This is a genomic window from Prevotella sp. ne3005, from assembly GCF_900110085.1.
Lineage (GTDB): Bacteria > Bacteroidota > Bacteroidia > Bacteroidales > Bacteroidaceae > Prevotella.
In genome coordinates this window covers 339,181-357,793 of the sequence record NZ_FOCK01000002.1, presented here as the reverse complement: position 1 = coordinate 357,793, position 18,613 = coordinate 339,181, and the positions used below count along the sequence as shown (strand labels likewise).

The following is an 18,613-nucleotide window of genomic DNA, read 5'->3' as shown; positions in this document are numbered from 1 at the left end:
ATAAAATTGAAGCCTTTTATATATGAATGTTGCAATTATCATAGCTGCTGGGTCAGGAAATAGGATGGGACAAGATATTCCCAAACAGTTTATCAATGTGTATGATAAACCTGTGCTGATTTATACCTTGGAGAGTTTTCAACGACACCCGATGGTAGATGCCATCGAGGTGGTTTGCCTCGATGGTTGGCATGAGGTGCTTTGGGCTTATGCCCATCAGTTTAATATCACGAAACTGAAGTGGGTCGTTTCTGGTGGTAACACAGGACAGGAGAGTATCCGCAATGGTGTTTATAACCTGGAGGATAAAGCGGGTGATGACGATATCGTGATTATCCATGATGGTATTCGGCCATTGGTGGATGCTACGGTCCTGACGGATGTTATCCAGAAAGCCAAGCAATATGGTAATGCAGTGACCTCACTGCCTTATAATGAGCAGATATTTATTGTTAACTCCGAGGATGATTCGACAACGAAGGCATATATCCCCCGTGAAACCTTACGGCGTGTTTCTACTCCGCAGGCTTATCAATTCAAGAAGTTGGACTGGGCCTACCATGAGGCATTCGAAAAGGAGATTGGTATCTATGGCTCAGCCTATACCAACACGATGATGGTGGAATTGGGTGAGACACTACATTTTGCGGCAGGCTCTGATAAGAATATTAAATTGACAACGAAGGATGACCTGGAGCTCTTTAAGGGTTACCTTAATATGGATAAAGACACATGGCTGAAATGATCAATAAACAACACCCACTTTATCAGGAAGACTTGAAAAATATCCTAGATATTCCTGAATTTGAGCAACTTAAAGGTAAGTCTTTTCTGATTACTGGCGCGACTGGGCTGATTGGCGTCTGCATGATTGATGCTCTGATGAGATACAATAGTCAAGGCGCAGATATTCAAATTTATGCCGTTGGCAGAAGTTGGGAGAGGGCAAAATCTCGCCTTGGGGAGTATGAGCAGGATGAGCATTTTCATTTCATGGAACAAGATGTTCGTCAGCCATTGCCGGAGGATATTCGAGTGGATGTGGTTATCCCTTTGGCCTCCAACACCCATCCGCTGGCCTATTCCCAATATCCGATAGAGACCATTGAGATTAATGTGAAAGGTGCTGAACATGCCTTGAATAAGGCTCTGGCTTGTGGAGCCACGGTTCTTTATCCGTCTTCTGTAGAGGTTTATGGCAATGCCCGTGGTGAGGATGTCTTTACGGAGGATTATACAGGAAAACTGAATCTTGAGAATGCCCGTGCCTGCTATCCCGAATCGAAACGTTTGAGCGAAGCACTCTGTCTGTCATATATGGCTGAACGTGGTGTTGATGTGAAGATTGCTCGTCTGAGCCGAGCCTTTGGGCCAACGATGCTGATGTCGGATACCAAAGCCTCATCACAGTTTATCCTGAAGGCCTTGGCAGGTGAGGATATTATTCTGAAGAGTAAAGGTGAACAGTTTTTTTCTTATACTTATGTGGCTGATGTTGTCAGGTCGATGCTGTTTATTCTGCTTCATGGAGAATCAGGAAAGGCCTATAATGTGTCAAACCAAGATTGCAATGTGAAGTTGAAAGACTTTGCTGGGGCCTGTGCCCATTGGGCTGGTAAGGAGGTGGTGTTTGACCTTCCGTCTGAGGTGGAACAAAAGGGCTATTCCGTTGCGATGCATGCCATTCTTGATAATTCTCGATTATTGTCCATCGGCTGTCTGCCTCTCTATCCGTTTGATGAGGCTATTCTGCGTACGTTTGAAATACTATCCTTTTAGATGGTGATAATAAAATGGCAAAACCCGATCTTCAATGATAATTTTATAGAAATAACGAAGTCGAATAAATAAATGAGGTGTATTTTGTAATAGAAAAGAAATAATGATCTGCCTTTTCCCGTTATGAAAAGAGATGTTTTTGCCTTCTTTCCTTATGTAATCTATGATTTCAATTCTATCTTTATCTTTTTTTATAGATTTACATACAAGACGGATCATGAATGAAAAAGATGTCCACATGTCCTCTCGAAGTTTATGGTCAATGGCAGAATTTAAAAAATTTGAGTGTGTTAAATCCATAGTTCTACTTATTGCGATACAATATTTTATTGCATTCTCCTTATTAAAAGAGTGAGTTATGCTATTGGACCTTTGACGGTATATGTAGAAATTCCAAAAGATCCTTAAACATTGTTTTGCTTTCAGATAGCATTCGTGAGTAAAGGGAATGTCCTCGTATTTAATGTTTGGATAGAATTTAAGATTGGCTTCAATTAGAAAATTCTTATTATAGAGTGTATGCCATACATAACATTCGTTAGGATTGAGATCTTCTAGAAATAGTTGTTCTCCAGTTTTCTTTTGAATGCAAAAGTCTTTTTGAGGTATAGCCTGGAGATTGATTATTTCCTCATTGGTCATTCTAATGAAATCGGCCACTACTAAATCAACTTGAGATTCAATGGCCTTTTCAAAGAGAGGCTTAAGACTATTATCAATTAATAAATCATCTGAGTCTAGCATCAGGATGTATTGACCTTTAGCCTTGGAGATACCGTTGTTGCGTGCCAAAGATAATCCAAGATTCTCTTGATTAATAACAATGATGTTCTTGTGCTGGTCTATGATGTCCTGGATGACCTCCATACTGTGGTCTTGAGTCCCGTCATTCACTATAATAACTTCGAAGCTGTCTTCATCAAGTCCTTGTCGGAAGATGCTTTCAATACATAGACGGATATAATCCTCTACGTTATAGACGGGGACAATGATACTTAGTGCTAAGTTTATGGTTTCTTCCATTTTGGATATTTTGCTACAAAAATAGTAAGATATTCCGATATAACCAAATACTTTTGCATTTTTTGCCTAAAAGTATTGGGGCATGCGTCTTTGACCACAAAATGATGGGGTAGAGAAAGGCAACAATGACGATGGCTGTGGGTAATGCTGTGTACCAGTGATAACAGATGATGCCGTTGATTCCAAGGGTATGTTCGAGGGAGAAATTAGCAATCGTGACCAGCATGATGTGGAGGCCGATGATGACGAGGGTTCCAATGGAGATGTTGGTGACTATAGAGGATCTGAGTCCATTAAGGACCTTACAACCGTACAACACTCCAAAAAGAAATAGTACGTTGATGGGGTAGAAGAGGGCGATGTGTAGGATGTGCTGCCCTGCATAGAAGGCTTCCAGATGCCAGGAAAAGAGCATGATGCTTGCCAAAAGACATGCGATGCAGCCAGTGATATCCCATCTGAGATGACACTCTCTAAATAGATGATATTGACCAAACAGGTACCCCATATAATAATAAGGTAGATTCCGCATGATGCCAATGGGCGTCAGCTGAGGTGCAAACTCCCAGTATTTGTTGGCGCCATAGAGGATGACGGAGAGGATGCAAAGTCCTGTCATTATCCAATGCTGATATTCGGTCTTCCTGCAGAGATCGACCAGGATGTGCATAAATAGAATGGCTGGCAGATACCAGAGCGGACCATTCAGTGGTTCGGCAAATGAACTCTCATGCTCCATCAGTAAGGCTCCAATCAGTGGTCGCATGGCCTGAAACATATCGGGCATCCCTCCATGAACAAGGTAATATTTCAGGATCCAATATGGATATACCACCACATTATATATAATATAAGGTATGATGAGGCCGTACCAATATTTCTTCCAGTTCTCCTTGTCGCTCCCACGATTTTTCTTCAGATAACCTGAGATGAAAATGAAAATCACCATTGTCAGTGCCTGAAGATACCGATAGTAGAACCACTCCTGCGATTGGGGCAGATGGCAGAACACTACGCTACAAACGGCGAGTGCTTTGGCCCAATCTATCCAGTTGATTCTCTCTTTCATGCTACAAAGTTACATTTTTCTCATGAAACAGCCAAGAGTCCCAACTTTTTTCTTTACTTTTGCAGATGAAATGGCAAAGCAACGTATAGCATATATTGACGCAATGCGAGGATTCACGATGATTCTCGTTGTGTTTGCTCATGTCTGTTATTTCTGCATGGATGCCCCGTTGATGGGATATAATCGCATCTTCTATCTTTTTCGATTGCCGTGTTTCTTTATGATTAGCGGTTGGCTGTTCGAACCAATAGCCAGTCGTCCGTTCAAGGAAGTCATTCGTCACAAGGCGATGGTGCAACTGCTGCCTACTTTTATATTTCTTCTGCTTTTGGCTCCTCCACCAGAGTTCTTCCATCAGTTGGGTACCTTGAAGGGAGGCTACTGGTTCACGTTTGTGTTGTTCGAGTTCTTTGTACTCTATCTGCTGATTGTCCGTCTTGGCAAAGCTTGGCGCCCTTGGGTTGCGTTGGGCATTGCATTGACGGCCTTTTGCTGTGCTAGATATTACAATGAAATTCATCTTTCTGCTGTTGGCGCACAAAAATATGTGGTGGATGCCTTCGGCTTTTTGAGCATTACCTTATGGCGATTCTTCCTATTTTTCTATATCGGTGCCTGGATGCGTAGACATTTCGAGGCTTTTATCCGATGGACCAATCACACATGGGCCTTGCCTGCGATGGCCGTCATCTTCTTTCTGATTGCCTCAACTTCCCACAAGGACATACTGTGGTATGAGATGTTACGATTCTTCTTGGGAGGAATTACAGGCATGTGGATGATCTTTACCTGCTTCCGACTCTCTGAATCGTGGCTGAATAAGATTCATCTATCCAAACCACTTCAATATGTAGGAACGCGAACCTTGGATATCTATCTGCTGCACTACTTCTTCCTGCCCCGATTTCTGATTCCTTATGCAGATCAGTTGCGGGCTTACGATAGTCAGTTCATCGAATTCCTAGTGATTCTTGTTATAGCCCTCGTCGTCTTAGCCATCACCCTGCTGGCAAGCTACCTCATCCGCCTCAGTCCCTTCTTGGGACATTACCTCTTCGGGGTGAAGTACGAGAAATAGCTCTCATTTCTGGTACACCCTGACATAATCAATAAGGTATCTTAAAGGGAACTGAGAGCAATCCGGCTCGCCGCCGTTGGAGCCGAGGGCGAGGTTGAGGAGGATATAGTGTTTGAAGCCTGGAATGGTGTTGGAGAATGGGTTTTCGTGGTTGCCGCCATAGCCTCCATTAACTGTCTTTGAGAGGTCGATTTCGTTCAAGAGTTCATCATCCAGATAGAGGCGGATGAAGTCTTTGTCCCAATCCATGCGCCAAATGTGGAACTTATCGGCCCAATCAGGATCCTTTTCCGTGAAGTGGCTAAAGGGCATCACCACAGAATCCCAAACAGCCTTCCATCGCTCTGTTGAACCCCAGCAGGCATTGGCCAAAATAGAAGGTACGCCATCCTTGATGTAATACTCCATCATGTCAATCTCACCATTCTGCGGCCATTCCCATTTGTTGCCCAATAACCAGATGGCTGGCCACGAACCTGAGGCAACAGGAATCTTGGCGCGCACCTCAACCCTTCCATACAGGAATTGAAAACCCAATCGCGTGGTCAGACTACTCGAGGTGTATTCGATAAACTCGCGATTCTTTCGCCAATCACTACTGCCAGCTTCATAAAGAGGATTCTTACGATGCTCCTTTCGTCCCTCAATCACCAGACAACCATCTTTTACCCAAGCATTCTGCGACTGATACCACTGTAATTCTTGGTTCCGCTTAAAGCCTCGCTCAAAAGTCCAATCCTTCGAAGGACGACCATCGACTTCAAACTCATCACTCCACACCAAACGATATTCCTTCTGCCCTTTGACTAAGACAGGGAACATCAGAAAGAGTAATATACCGATTACAGTCTTCATTCTCAACACTTTACAGATAGATAATCACAAAGAAAGAGGCAAGCCAGCCGAGGATGCAGAACTGGACGAAATGGTCCTTGACGAGCGATTTAGTGGGTGAGCCACTAAGACCAAATACAATCATATTTTGCAGATAACGAAGCATGCCAGCAAGTACCCAACCGCTCGTCAGATAGACATAACGGGTTCCCATTCGCTCGATGACCTCTGGCGACATGGTGTACATGATGTAGCAAACCAGAGTGACAGAAGCAATGATGGCTGTGGCTTCGTTGATGAAGGTCTTGTTGTAACCCGTAATCGAAACACGCGGTTTCTGACCCGTCTTTTCATAGATGCGGTAGTCGTCGTTGCGCTTGGTGAAGGCCAGGAAAAGCGTCACCAAGAAGGTCATCATCACCAGCCAATGGGAGATCCAGATATCAGTAGTGACACCTCCGATGAGCACTCGCATCACGAATCCGATAGCGATAATCGAGACATCAAGGATGGCATATTGCTTCAGTCGGATGCAGTAGGCGATGTTCATCAGCCAATACGCCGCCATGATCATATATAAATAAGGTGTATTCACGCTCTGGGCCAAGGGCACCAGGGCAAAGGCGGCAATCGTACAAAGCAGCATCATCGCGTAACCAGCTCCTACACTAACGGCTCCTGATGCTATCGGACGAAGACGCTTCTTGGGATGCAAACGGTCTGCCTCAACATCCTTCAAATCATTGAAACAGTAGATGGAACTGGATATGAGACAAAACGATGCGAAGATAATAAGTGTTGGCCACAGCAAATCCCACTTCAACAGATTGTTGCTGAAGAAGATAGGCGCAAAGACGAACACGTTCTTGAGCCATTGCAGTGGGCGTAGCAGCTTGATGTATTGTATCATCGGGTGCAAAGATAGTATAAATCGAATGAAATGCAAAATAAATTGCGATTTATTTTCATTTCTGAGATGCCGCCTATCTTCGAACATGTTCAAAGATACGAATAAGTGAGAGATTTTCCAAATTTATTTGAGAAAAACCGAACGTGAGTATCTTCGAGCGAAGCTCAAAGATAGTGCAAAATTTCGATTAAGCGAAGAGAATACAAATCATGTACTACAAGAAGTTGGAAAAATCGTGCTACTGGTGCTACAGAGGCTTGTAACTATCTGATAATCAGTCAAAGTACGGTGCAAGATTGGCTAAAAATCGTGCTACTATGGTGCTACTGATTGTGCTACTGAAGCGATTTTTTCCATCAAAAAGGGTATATCTTACGTTGTTGCAGATATCTTCTTACGTTGATGGAGATATCTTCTTTGCATCAAAGGAAATATTCCTTATTGGGTAAAGAGACTATCTCCTCAGGGGTAAAAGCCTATCTAAATCGGGATTAAGTGCCGTCTAAACCACCTTTCGCCTACGCCCAAAATGGTTTGCGCCTATAGCCAAAACACCTTGCGCCTATGCCCAAAACAGAAACGTTTGTTTTTCAGTGACTTACAAATACGTTTTCTGGTGCAAGATCAGTAGCACCATAGTAGCACGATTTTTAGCCAATCTTGCACCGCACTTTGGTTGATTATCAGATAGTTACAAGTTTCAGTAGCACCAGTAGCACGATTTATTTCATCTCACTCTATGGCAGATGACTCCTTTGAAATATGAAAGCGTCAAAAAGTTAAATAAAACGAAATTCTTAGCTTAATGCTTCTTTATTACGATTATAATTATTATATTTGCAATAAAATTATGGTTGCATATGTCTGAGATGAATGTCCAGAATCCATTTATTGTAGGTAAGTATCTGTCAGACAGCTATTTCTGTGACAGAGAAAATGAAACCGAATTCTTGAGAAAACAAATCGTTAATGGACGAAATGTTGCTCTTATTTCTCCCCGTCGTATTGGCAAGTCGGGGTTGATTCAGCATTTCTTTCATCAACAGGATATTCAAGAGAACTATTATCTGTTTTTTGTTGACATATATGCAACGACTTCATTGGGAGAGTTTGTATATACACTTGGAAAAGAGATCTTCGAACAACTTAAACCACAGCCGACCGCTTGGAAAGAAAAGTTCTTCCAGATAATCTCCTCTTTTAGGATAGGATGTAAGTTGGATCCATATACGGGAGTGCCAACACTTGACATTGGACTTGGTGATATCCAAACTCCAACAACATCGCTAGATGAGATTTTCACCTATATTAATGAAGCTGATAAGCCTTGTGTTATAGCTATAGACGAGTTCCAGCAGATAGGAGAATATGCAGAAAAGAACGTTGAGGCCTTACTTCGAACAAAGATCCAACAGTGTAATAAGGTACAGTTCATTTTCTCAGGAAGCAAACGCCATATCATGAGTAATATGTTCAACTCACCATCGAAACCATTCTATCAGAGTGCTATCAGTATGGGCTTGGAACCACTCCCCATGGATGTTTATTCAGATTTTGCCATCCGTCTATTTGAGGAAAGAAGTCGAAAGTTGGAGCGTGAGGTGGTTGAAACGATATGGCAAAGATATGATGGATACACATGGTTTGTTCAGATGATGATGAATGAACTCTTTGCTTTGACTCCGGATGGCGGGACTTGTCTGCCACCGATGATACCGATAGCCCGGAAAAACGTCATCATGTCGCAGGAGGGTAGTTACAAGGACCTGCTTTCCAATCTGCCTCCAAAGCAGAAAATGGTGCTCCAAGCTATAGCCAAGGAAGGCATTGCTCAAAATATTACCTCTGGCAAATTCATCAAGAAGTACAACCTCAATTCTGCCAGTACTGTCCAGTCAGCCGTTAAACTCCTGCTAAACAATGACCTTGTGACAAAAACCGATACTGGCTATCGTGTATATGATTTCTTCCTTTCTGATTGGTTGGCAACGATTTATTAAATATGATTCTGATGAAACGACGAAATAGGTTTTCTGTCATTCTTGTGATATTGATCATCTGCCAAGCCTTATATATATATAATAAGGTGGGGAAGAGAGGCTTTGGTCATAAGGTCGTGGTCTGTATACCAGTTTATGGGCAGAGCTATGCTTTGGGAGAGGAAGCTCAGAGAATTACCAACTTTGATTCGCTAAGGATTAAATATAATGGTAGAATCGTAACAGAGCACATGGGGCATGTCTTTGGTTATTTCGACCATAGCAGTCGGTACAAACAGTATCTCAAACGACTTCTTCATTACGATAGGAAAGCGTTTGAACTCTCAGTCTATTCTATGGCAGAGTCACTAGCGAGTCAATTAGGTGAAGATACGCTCATCTGCATCTTTCCTGGAGGACACGGTATGAATACTATACAAGAGTTGATGAAACCCGTTGATCCTTATAACAAATTTATTGCTGAGATAGCTCATGCTAATCATGAAGCCAAGCGTAGAGGGTGGGAGTTTTACGTTCCTGCAGTCTGTTGGATGCAGGGAGAGTCGGATATCGTGGAATACCCAGATTACGATTATAAAGAATATTTCCATCGAATGTATAATGATCTGAATACGGATATCAAGGCTGTAACAGGGCAAAAGGATGATATTCGTATCATCAGTTACCAAACGACTACAGTTACAAAAGGCTTAAAGTACAAGCCTAATCATTATGAGGGCGTAGAAGGTCGTACACCAACAGCACAGATGGAACTAGTGAGGGATGACTCTCTCATATGGGTAAGTGGACCGACCTATCCTTATGACTTTGTAAACGAATCTCTTCATATTGATGCGGTTGGACAGAAAAGTATTGGTCTTCTTGCTGCAAAATCTGCGATGGGAATTCTTAGAAATGAAAAGCGAAACATCGGTCTTGTGCCAATAAAATATGAAGTTGACGGCAATGATATCAGAATCCTCTTTAATGTCCCAGAACCTCCCTTATGTTTTGATACCATCAACGTTCGAAAGGCGGACAACTATGGCTTTAATGTTATCCGAAAGGATGATACGGATATCATCTCTGATGTCTTGATTGAGCAGAACACTGTTGTAGTCAAATGTACAGAGTCACCTAGTGGCTGCAAGTTGCGCTATGGCATCAATGGTGAGTTCCTGAAAGGTGGAAGGGTAAATGGCTCTCGAGGGAATCTAAGGGATTCACAGAATTCATTAAGCAATTGGTGTTTTTTATTTGAAGTTGATCTTTTATAAATTCATTAAGGAAATGCATCCATTATTGAGTATCATAACTCCTGTTTACAATGTGAAGCCATATCTGAATAGATGTGTTGAGAGCATATTGAATCAATCATATTCTAATATTGAATTAATTATGATTGATGATGGATCTACTGATGGCTCATCTATCTTATGTGATGAATGGGCAGCAAAAGATAATCGTATCATTGTTATTCATAAAGAAAATGGCGGAGTTAGTTCTGCAAGGAATGCCGGATTGGGAAAGGCTAAAGGAGAATACCTGACTTTCGTAGATCCTGATGATTTCCTTGCACCAGATACTTATGGGAGTAATATGGACTATCTATTGAATCATCAGGAGGTTGACATACTTCAATATCCGTATTGTCATTATGTCAATGATAACAATATATCAAACTATCATAAACCATCTTCAGTTGTGTTCGTAGGTGCTAAAGAAATCTTCAGGAACTGGTGGTCTGGTAGTCCATTAGAGTATGTCATATGGAATAAGATATATAAGCGTTGCCTTTGGCATGATATTCATTTTAATGTAGATCACATTTCTGAAGACACTTGTCTCGTTCCAAAATTCGTTAATCGCGCGAAGATTGTTTATATCTCTGAGAATGGATTATATTATTATCAACGAGCTAGAGAAGAGTCGTATACATTTGGGGAATATACATTTGAAAAACATCTTGATCTGTTTTATGCGCATGCTGCAATCTTCAATTGCTTCAAATTGTTTCCAGATATGGTGACTGAGAAAGTCACGGCATTTACTCGATTATATAGACGTTTAATATCTGCAAAACAATCAGATATTAATGCGGATATTCATACTCCACTAAAAATAATATCTGAGTTTTCCCCATCTTGGCGTGAGATTATGATATCTCACAATACAGATAAGATTTGGTTATTATCAGCTAAGATTTTTGGACCATCAATATTTGTTAAACTATTTTTGAGTTATTTGAGATTAATATAATGTTTCTTTAATAGTAGAGTAATATGCTGATATATGTTAAGCATTATGGACAGATGTGTAATAGGCTATGGGCAATAATGCCCGTAATTGCTTATGCATTGCAAAAGAAGAAGAAGTTATATGTTATATTTGCTAAGAAAAGTTACTTGGGTTACTTCCCTCATCTAAAAAAATGCAAATGGGTGAGGTTTATGTTTAGCCATAATTGTATTCATCCCAAATCGTTAGAATGGCGTCTATCATTATTGTCTGAAAAGTATAATCTTGAGTTAAAAGAGGATCTAAAGACTATAAATCATGTCGGCTTATTTTCTTTTGTTGATGGATGGCAACATTCCAGTGATGTGTCATACATTATTGAACAGAAATTGGAAATAGTGAAGATCTTTGAACCAGAAGAAAAGGTTATTCATAAAGTTAATTATTATTTTGATAAATATAAGGGGATAACTATAGGTGTTCATGTTAGACGAGGAGATTATAAAGATTATTTAGATGGAAAGTATTTTTTTTCAGATGAAGTATATTTGGATGCCATAACGCAAGTTCGAAAGTTGTTTTCTTATGGGAATGGTAATGTGCGTTTCTTGATTTGTTCGAATGAGCCTTTTAATGTGCCTCAAAACTATGGTGACATTTTCTCTATAGATAACACAGATGGAATGATAGATCTTTATGCATTAAGTTGCTGTGATTATATAATTGGTCCTCCGAGTAGCTATTCACAATGGGCTTCGTTTTATGGAAATGTACCACTTTGTATGTTGCTTGATGAAAATATAGATATAAATAAAGAATCTTTCTCTCGAATTGTATCTTTTAATACTTTTGAAAACGGAAAATGTATTAAGTTGAATAGTCATAAAAATGAATATTATTTAGAATAGAATTAGTTATTCTCATAGTGATAGAAGAAATATGATGCAACTAGTAAATTCTTTTGATAATTTGGTATTGGTAAATCAATCTCCATTTAGTAATGATGAGGGACGAATGGCATTTATTGATATCGCAAAGGGAATAGGTATTATTATAGTATTATTTAGTCATGTATGTGGATTCATGGTAAAATGGGCAAGTCCATTCTTTATACCATTATTTTTTGTTACCAGCGGATTCTGTACTAATCATTTGGTAAAAATTTCACAAAAAGTTAAAAAGCTAATTGTCCCATATTTCTTTTTTACTTTAGTCCTTTTTCTTATATATAGGTCTTTTCGACCAGTTGATTTTGTGGGTGTTTTCTATTCACGATGGTGCTTATACCCATTAGACCATAATGATAATATCTTCTTACTTCAATCTGGAAATGGACCTTTGTGGTTCCTTCCGGCAATGTTTATGTCGTTTTACTTGTATTCATTTGTGCAGAAATGTAAAAGTTCTATTGGGGTTTTATTGATGTTGATATCATATGTTATTATAAGTTATTCTTTGTCTTTCTTACCTATTTTATTGCCATGGAGCTTGGATACTGCATTTTTAATGGCAATATTTATATATTGTGGTGTGAAAATACGAGCTAGTTGGCTTTATTTGAAAAATTGGTGTTTTTTATTTGGTGTTTGTACAACCTATATTATTCTTCTGAACTATTGTGGATATGAGGTTAATTTATCTGTAAGACAATATGGAAATTCTTTATTTCTATTATTGCCAACGGCATTGGTAGGCAGTTTGCTATGCCTTGGCTTTTCATGTCTTATTGAAAAAAGTGTGTTTGGAAAATTTTTCTCAGAACTTGGAAGAAACTCTTTACCAATATTCTGTTTACATATGCCTTTTATAAGCCTTTGGGGATATTTGATGTGGGTATTTCAACTTAACTTGTCATCTATTATGAATGGTATATTGTGTGTCCTTTTCATTATTGCATTTACATATCCGATAGCAATTCTATATAATAAATTTATATCAAAGTTCATAAATATATTACCAACCTATTTTCTCCCACTATTGTAAATGTTTGGTCCTTATATTTTTTAATTGTCTGTATTTCATATAAATAACATTTGGCATATTAATTATCATGAGTTTGCCGATTTTGCTGAATCCACATATCTTATAATATTTATGTAGTATTTTTTTGTTATGCTTGATATAATTTAGTATTTCTATGATGCGATTGTCAGAATAAAACTCTGGGAAAAGTGATACCTTGCCAACCAATTCATTATAGTACATGATGATGTGCACGATGCTCCACTCTTTGACAGCTGCCGTCTCGTTTTTAACAGCCTCTTGGGTAATATGAACTCTCTTAATGCGGTTGTCGATATACTGGCTGATATTCTTTTTGAAATAGGAATGGGCAAGTGAATTCTCTCGATGGGTATATTCATATAATGGCTCATCGACAATGACTGTCTTTTGAGCTTTCACAAAGGCTCTGATATTAAAAATGAAGTCTTCATCAGTACGTAATCCAGGATCATTTTCAATATGATAGTCAATAAGCATCTGACGTTTATATAGCTTCGTCCAACATTGAGAATAAATTTTGTCTTTAGAGAAGAAATGGACCAATCCTTCTTCGTGATCCAAAACATATTGTTTATAGGTACTGTTTAGATGTGAAATATTCCCATTCTCATCTATCTGCTTATAGTTGCAGCAAATGATGTCAGCATGATGCTCATATCCTGCTGTAACCATTTTGTGAAGCATCAAGAGTTCCATTTTGTCATCACTATCAGTTAGGGCAATATAGTTACCTTGTGCCAATTTGAGTCCTTCGTTCTTTGCTGTGGCTGGACCTGAGTTTTGGATGTGAATAGCCTTAATATTATCATGCTTTTGTGTGTATACGTCACAGATACTTGCAGAAGAATCTGTAGAACCATCATCAACTAGAATAATCTCCAACGACACGTAGGTTTGCTGGAGCACGCTGTCAATGCAGGCTGCCAGATATTTCTCGGTATTGTATACAGGTATGATAACGCTTACATCCATTTTCTTAGCTCTTTTTATTGGTGAATCTTAATACATAGCTAGATAGCTTTTTTATCAATTTTCTAGCATATACCGTTTCTGTAAGCATGAGTGATTGATCAAGTAATTCATCATCTACAGGGGTTAGTCGTTGATAGTCGGTAATGATTCGAGGCGGAAACAACTCTTTCAGAATAAGATCTCTTTCTTTAGGTAGCAATCCGTTAGAATTGGTACTGATGCCGCTGGTGTCATAATCTGCAACAATGGTATCGACATTGCGAAAACTGCAATTTTCAAAGACAAGGGCTTCTATGCAGAATTTCCAGTCGGAGAGTATTTTGTACTTTTCGTCATACGGATGTTTAACCAACAACTCTCTTTTGATAAACATCGCTTGATGGGGGAGGCTACCTCTCATCAAATCAACTAACGATATTGTAAATTTATGATGACCACTTGGAATCGTAGAATTACCCTTTAATACTTTTCCACAAATGATGTCTTCTTGATAGTTTTCGATATCATTCAAGACATCCGGCGAATGGAAACTATCACCAGAATTCATGAAAATAAGATAGTCGCCATGAGCTTGAGCCACTCCTTTGTTCATGGCATGATAGACTCCTTTATCTTTCTCAGAAACCCAGGACGTGATGTCTTTTGTATGTAGTTTGATGACATCTAAGCTGCCATCTGTCGATCCGCCATCAATAATAATATACTCAAAGTCTTTATTTGATAGACATAAAACACTATCGATGGTGCGAATCAATCCATCCTTGTTATTATAATTAATTGTAATGACTGAATACCTCATCTAAGTTTTTTTGCAAAGATATATATTTTTTTTGATATAAATAAGTCGTTATTATTTTTTTTTTGTATTTTTGCAAAAAAGAAAATAATGATATCTATAATTGTGTGTTCAAGGAACTCTACGATTCCTATTTCTTTAAAAAAAAATATTGAGGAAACAATTGGCGCAAACTATGAACTGATTGTGGTAGATAATTCTCAGAAGAAATATTCTATTTTTTCTGCGTATAATGAAGGCGTAAAACATGCAAAAGGAGATTTGCTGTGTTTTATGCATGAAGATATTATATATCGAAATAATAATTGGGGTAAGTCTCTAGAATCATATTTTATGCAATACAATAAGGTTGGTATGGTTGGAGTCGCAGGAACACATTATTTGCCTGCTATGCCAGCAGCATGGTGGGATACGGAAATACGTTCAGGCCAATTGTTACAAGGTTCGGTGATAAATGGTGAGTACAAGGTAATAGGAAAAGATGAATGGTTAGAATACAAACATATTCCTACATTAGTCGTTTCTGTTGATGGCTTGTGGATGTGTTTTAGAAGAAGGCTGTTTGATTTAATTAGATGGGATGATATTTCTTTCAATGGATTCCATGGTTACGATACTGATATTTCACTACAAGTTTGGAACTCTGGATATGAGGTGCATATTTTTTGGGATGTGTTAATTGAACATATGTCTGCGGGTAATGCCCAGCTTGATTTTTATAAGAGTTTGGATGTTCTATATAATAAATGGTGTAATTTGTTGCCCATGATTAAGGGGACAGAAATCTCAGAAGGAGAGCAAACTGCTCGCTTAAGAATAGCAGAACTGCGACATGAATTGTTTTATTCTGAGTATAAGCTTAGAAATTTATGTGCCTCCCGGCAATATAGGTGGGGGGGATATTTGCTAAAGCCCTCAACGATATATTATCGTTTGATAAAACATTTAAAGCGATTGTTAGGGCTTACCTGATTACATATTTGTTCATGATTTTAAGAACATAATAGGTTATTATGTATAATAATCTAATATGTTTATTTAATTTGTTATTTGACAATTCTTTATCAAACTTGAGAATAGTTTGTAAGACATATAATAAATATTCTCTTCTTCTTTTGGGGCTTGAAACATATGGCTCGTATTTCTCGCGTGTTGTTCCTGACTGCCCACTAATCTGAGGCTCAATATAAAAAGGGTAGTAATGAAATCGTTTTTCTTGTATGATACAATTCAATAAAATAGTTTCAAAATAAACACCTTTGGAGTCATCTATTTCTTCTCTATGCTTAAGAATTGAACTAAAAAAAAAGATAGGGGCAATAATAATTCTACTATCTGCAAAAGTGAGAGTTGAGTTTAAAGAACTAATTACACTATTACTTTTTTGTAGAATCATATGCTTATATGCAACTTGATTAATATTGTTAACAATTAGTCTCCCAGTGATTTTAATTATAATACAATTAGTAGAGTATGAGGAAATGATATGTGAATGGGATAAAGCATAGTCAATGATCTCGGATTCCCCATACCCTTTTCCTTTTTTTTTGTTCTTATTACCGTTAAACGATAATATTTCTAAGCGTTTTTTATCTATATATTGAGTATAGGAGTCACTTATATCTGTTCCAGAATTTTCTGCAAATATGATAGGAAAGTTTGTTTTGGTGAGATAAAAATCAATTGCACTCAAATACTGAGACCTCCTTATTGATTTTTCTGTTAAGGATGTGAAAGGCATTCCATCAGGATTGATACAGCCTGTTAGAAGGAGAATGTAATTTTCATTCATATGTCTGATAAGCCAATTAACCCATTCGTTTCTTGAAGCATGGATACACCGAAACCTGATTGGTATCCTTCACTTTCTAGGACACAACAATTTGGAGCCTTTAGATAATACTCAACAGTTGGATGATGAATGAATAAATCAACGTTTATGATTCCACGTGTTAGTATTTTAGGTAGTGAAATATTATTCTCAAAAATAAAATTACCAATCTTTTGATGTTTTATTTCTCCCTCATAATGCCCTTTGGCATATGTTGCAAGAGGAACGCCGTCTTTGCTCTTGAAGATTACCATTATATCATAAGTCATATCTTCGTCTGTTTGTCCTTCAATTACAACTTTAATAGATTGTTGACCACATCTTATTGTTGATATTGCTTGATTTGTATTGTTTATCTCGATTTTATTGATTGATAAAGAACTTTTTTTCCATTTAATATTATCTATTATTAATTGATTTTGTTTTCCCTCATTGTCTTTAAGATAATGATCAAGAGTGTTGGGGATACTACCTAAATAGTCAATAGTACCATTTTTAAGCATGACTCCTCGAGTGCATAAACTACGGACGGCTGCCATGTTGTGACTCACAAAGAGAACTGTGCGCCCTTCTCCCTTACTGACATCTTGCATTTTGCCTATGGCTTTCTTTTGGAACTCGGCATCGCCGACAGCCAAGACCTCATCAACTACGAGAATTTCTGGTTCCAAATGGGCTGCTATGGCAAACCCTAGCCTAACCATCATGCCAGATGAGTATCGTTTGACAGGAGTATCCACATATTTAGCTACTCCTGCGAAGTCAACAATTTCATCAAACTTGCTTCTAATCTCAGCCTTTGTCATGCCCATGATACTACCATTCATGAAAATATTTTCGCGCCCCGTCATTTCAGGGTGAAAACCTGTGCCTACTTCAAGAAGAGATGCAATACGTCCTTTAATCTTGATATTACCAGTAGTGGGGGAGGTAACACGAGATAGTATTTTTAGGAGTGTAGATTTACCTGCACCATTTTTCCCAATGATACCAACAACGTCTCCTTGTTCCACTTTGAAGTTGATATCACGGAGTGCCCACACAAAACGACTATTGCCTTTCTGGGTGCGGTCGTTGGTGTCACCAATCTTTAAGAATGGATCCTCCTTGCCACGAACTCGAGCCCACCAGCGATTTAGGTCCTGGCTCAGTGTCCCAGTGCCGATCGTGCCAAGAATATATTGCTTACCTACATTATTAAATTCTATAACAGTATTGCTCATAGTCTTGCATTTTTTAGATGACATCCATGAAGTTTCGTTGAACTCGGTTAAAAATAATAATGCCAAGCATCAGGATGATGATAGTAACTAAAAAGCTATAACCTAAATAAATCCAATTGAATTCTCCAACACCCGTGAAGGCATATTTAAACGTCTCGAGTATTGCTGTCAGCGGGTTTGCAACTAACACCCAGATATATTTTGGATATGTATCTTTCATCACAGAAAGGGGATAGATTACTGGTGTGGCATACATCCAGAGCTGTACACCGAAAGTGATAAGAAATCGTAAATCGCGGTATTTTGTAGTCATGGAGGATATAATCATACCGAAACCTAATCCTAAACACCCAAGCATCACAATGAGAATTGGAATAAGTAGGATTGTTGCATTGATATGAAATGATACTCCTGAAGCATAGTAGTAAAGATAGACTACTAAGAACAAGGTGAATTGTATAGCCATCTTAATCAAATTTGAGATGACGATAGACAGAGGGACAACTAATCTTGGGAAGTAAACTTTTCCGAAGATTGCTTGATTGGCATTAAACGTATCAGAACATTTGCTGAGGCAGTCCTGGAAATAGTTCCAACAGACAAGTCCGGCTAAATAGAAAACTGCCTGTGGAATACCATCGGTGGAGATACCTGCTATGCCACCAAATACAAACATAAACATGATGGTTGTGAACACTGGTTGGATTACAAACCATAATGGGCCGAGGACGGTTTGTTTGTAAAAGGTAATAATATCGCGTTTGACATACATGGCTAGAAGGTCGCGATATCTCCAAACCTCCCCCAGATCAATACTCAGAAGGTTACTTCTATTCGTTATAATAATATCCCAGTCTTTTGCCATATTGTATAATCA

General features: G+C 38.6%; 18 protein-coding genes. 9 read left to right on the top strand and 9 right to left on the bottom strand.

Features of this window, described 5'->3' with window-relative positions; genetic code table 11:
* The first annotated feature begins 22 nt into the window (after positions 1 to 22).
* Complete coding sequence (locus BMY16_RS04505) at positions 23 to 745, top strand: IspD/TarI family cytidylyltransferase (RefSeq protein WP_091840390.1); 723 nt, start codon at positions 23 to 25, stop codon at positions 743 to 745.
* Entirely contained in the window at positions 733 to 1,779 is a 1,047-nt protein-coding gene (locus BMY16_RS04500) for an NAD-dependent epimerase/dehydratase family protein (RefSeq protein ID WP_091840388.1), read from the top strand. The genes BMY16_RS04505 and BMY16_RS04500 overlap by 13 nt, the downstream gene beginning before the upstream one ends.
* On the opposite strand, the gene BMY16_RS04495 is transcribed toward BMY16_RS04500, so the two are convergent.
* Together BMY16_RS04495 and BMY16_RS04490 are read right to left on the bottom strand one after the other, a co-directional pair.
* Positions 1,768 to 2,802, bottom strand: coding sequence for a glycosyltransferase (locus tag BMY16_RS04495; protein WP_091840386.1), 1,035 nt, complete (start codon positions 2,800 to 2,802; stop codon positions 1,768 to 1,770). The genes BMY16_RS04500 and BMY16_RS04495 overlap by 12 nt on opposite strands.
* A gap of 13 nt (positions 2,803 to 2,815) precedes the next feature.
* The gene (locus BMY16_RS04490) at positions 2,816 to 3,871 is read right to left on the bottom strand and encodes an acyltransferase family protein (RefSeq protein WP_091840385.1); all 1,056 of its coding nucleotides are present in this window, start codon (positions 3,869 to 3,871) and stop codon (positions 2,816 to 2,818) included.
* 70 nt (positions 3,872 to 3,941) lie between these two features.
* On the opposite strand from BMY16_RS04490, the gene BMY16_RS04485 reads away from it, so the two are divergent.
* Positions 3,942 to 4,949, top strand: a complete 1,008-nt coding sequence (locus tag BMY16_RS04485; protein WP_170836001.1) for an acyltransferase family protein — start codon at positions 3,942 to 3,944, stop codon at positions 4,947 to 4,949.
* Between the two features lie 3 nt (positions 4,950 to 4,952).
* Here the strand turns inward: BMY16_RS04485 and BMY16_RS04480 are convergent, their stop codons facing one another.
* Together BMY16_RS04480 and BMY16_RS04475 are read right to left on the bottom strand one after the other, a co-directional pair.
* Positions 4,953 to 5,804: a glycoside hydrolase family 16 protein gene (locus BMY16_RS04480; RefSeq protein ID WP_091840382.1), complete on the bottom strand. Its 852-nt coding sequence runs from the start codon at positions 5,802 to 5,804 to the stop codon at positions 4,953 to 4,955.
* Positions 5,805 to 5,814: 10 nt separating this feature from the next.
* A complete protein-coding gene (locus tag BMY16_RS04475; RefSeq protein WP_091840380.1) occupies positions 5,815 to 6,693 on the bottom strand; it encodes a decaprenyl-phosphate phosphoribosyltransferase in 879 nt (292 codons plus the stop codon).
* Positions 6,694 to 7,562: 869 nt separating this feature from the next.
* Between BMY16_RS04475 and BMY16_RS04470 the strand changes: the two genes are divergently transcribed.
* The 5 genes from BMY16_RS04470 to BMY16_RS04450 are packed head-to-tail and all read left to right on the top strand — an operon-like array spanning position 7,563 to position 12,893.
* Positions 7,563 to 8,693, top strand: coding sequence for an AAA family ATPase (locus tag BMY16_RS04470; protein WP_091840556.1), 1,131 nt, complete (start codon positions 7,563 to 7,565; stop codon positions 8,691 to 8,693).
* A gap of 2 nt (positions 8,694 to 8,695) precedes the next feature.
* Positions 8,696 to 9,949 carry a sialate O-acetylesterase gene (locus tag BMY16_RS04465; protein WP_091840379.1) on the top strand — a complete coding sequence of 418 codons (1,254 nt, stop codon included), beginning with the start codon at positions 8,696 to 8,698 and terminating at the stop codon, positions 9,947 to 9,949.
* Positions 9,950 to 10,001: 52 nt separating this feature from the next.
* Positions 10,002 to 10,931, top strand: coding sequence for a glycosyltransferase family 2 protein (locus tag BMY16_RS04460; RefSeq protein ID WP_170836000.1), 930 nt, complete (start codon positions 10,002 to 10,004; stop codon positions 10,929 to 10,931).
* A 23-nt stretch (positions 10,932 to 10,954) separates the two neighbouring features.
* Complete coding sequence (locus BMY16_RS04455; RefSeq protein ID WP_091840376.1) at positions 10,955 to 11,818, top strand: alpha-1,2-fucosyltransferase; 864 nt, start codon at positions 10,955 to 10,957, stop codon at positions 11,816 to 11,818.
* Between the two features lie 31 nt (positions 11,819 to 11,849).
* The gene (locus BMY16_RS04450) at positions 11,850 to 12,893 is read left to right on the top strand and encodes an acyltransferase family protein (RefSeq protein ID WP_091840374.1); all 1,044 of its coding nucleotides are present in this window, start codon (positions 11,850 to 11,852) and stop codon (positions 12,891 to 12,893) included.
* Here BMY16_RS04450 and BMY16_RS04445 read toward each other — a convergent pair.
* Positions 12,885 to 13,886, bottom strand: a complete 1,002-nt coding sequence (locus BMY16_RS04445) for a glycosyltransferase family 2 protein (RefSeq protein ID WP_091840373.1) — start codon at positions 13,884 to 13,886, stop codon at positions 12,885 to 12,887. The genes BMY16_RS04450 and BMY16_RS04445 overlap by 9 nt on opposite strands.
* Before the next feature lie 4 nt (positions 13,887 to 13,890).
* Entirely contained in the window at positions 13,891 to 14,685 is a 795-nt protein-coding gene (locus tag BMY16_RS04440; RefSeq protein ID WP_091840372.1) for a glycosyltransferase family 2 protein, read from the bottom strand.
* Positions 14,686 to 14,772: 87 nt separating this feature from the next.
* Between BMY16_RS04440 and BMY16_RS04435 the strand changes: the two genes are divergently transcribed.
* Positions 14,773 to 15,654 (top strand): glycosyltransferase, encoded by an 882-nt coding sequence (locus BMY16_RS04435; RefSeq protein WP_091840370.1) that lies wholly within the window; start codon positions 14,773 to 14,775, stop codon positions 15,652 to 15,654.
* On the opposite strand, the gene BMY16_RS04430 is transcribed toward BMY16_RS04435, so the two are convergent.
* Genes BMY16_RS04430 through BMY16_RS04420 form a run of 3 tightly spaced genes read right to left on the bottom strand, consistent with a single transcriptional unit; the run spans position 15,647 to position 18,601 of the window.
* On the bottom strand, positions 15,647 to 16,474 hold the full coding sequence (locus BMY16_RS04430; RefSeq protein ID WP_091840368.1) for a hypothetical protein: 828 nt from the start codon (positions 16,472 to 16,474) through the stop codon (positions 15,647 to 15,649). The two genes, BMY16_RS04435 and BMY16_RS04430, sit on opposite strands and share 8 nt — an antisense overlap.
* Positions 16,471 to 17,736: an ABC transporter ATP-binding protein gene (locus tag BMY16_RS04425; protein WP_091840554.1), complete on the bottom strand. Its 1,266-nt coding sequence runs from the start codon at positions 17,734 to 17,736 to the stop codon at positions 16,471 to 16,473. The genes BMY16_RS04430 and BMY16_RS04425 overlap by 4 nt, the downstream gene beginning before the upstream one ends.
* A gap of 13 nt (positions 17,737 to 17,749) precedes the next feature.
* The gene (locus BMY16_RS04420; RefSeq protein ID WP_091840367.1) at positions 17,750 to 18,601 is read right to left on the bottom strand and encodes an ABC transporter permease; all 852 of its coding nucleotides are present in this window, start codon (positions 18,599 to 18,601) and stop codon (positions 17,750 to 17,752) included.
* Positions 18,602 to 18,613 lie beyond the last annotated feature (12 nt).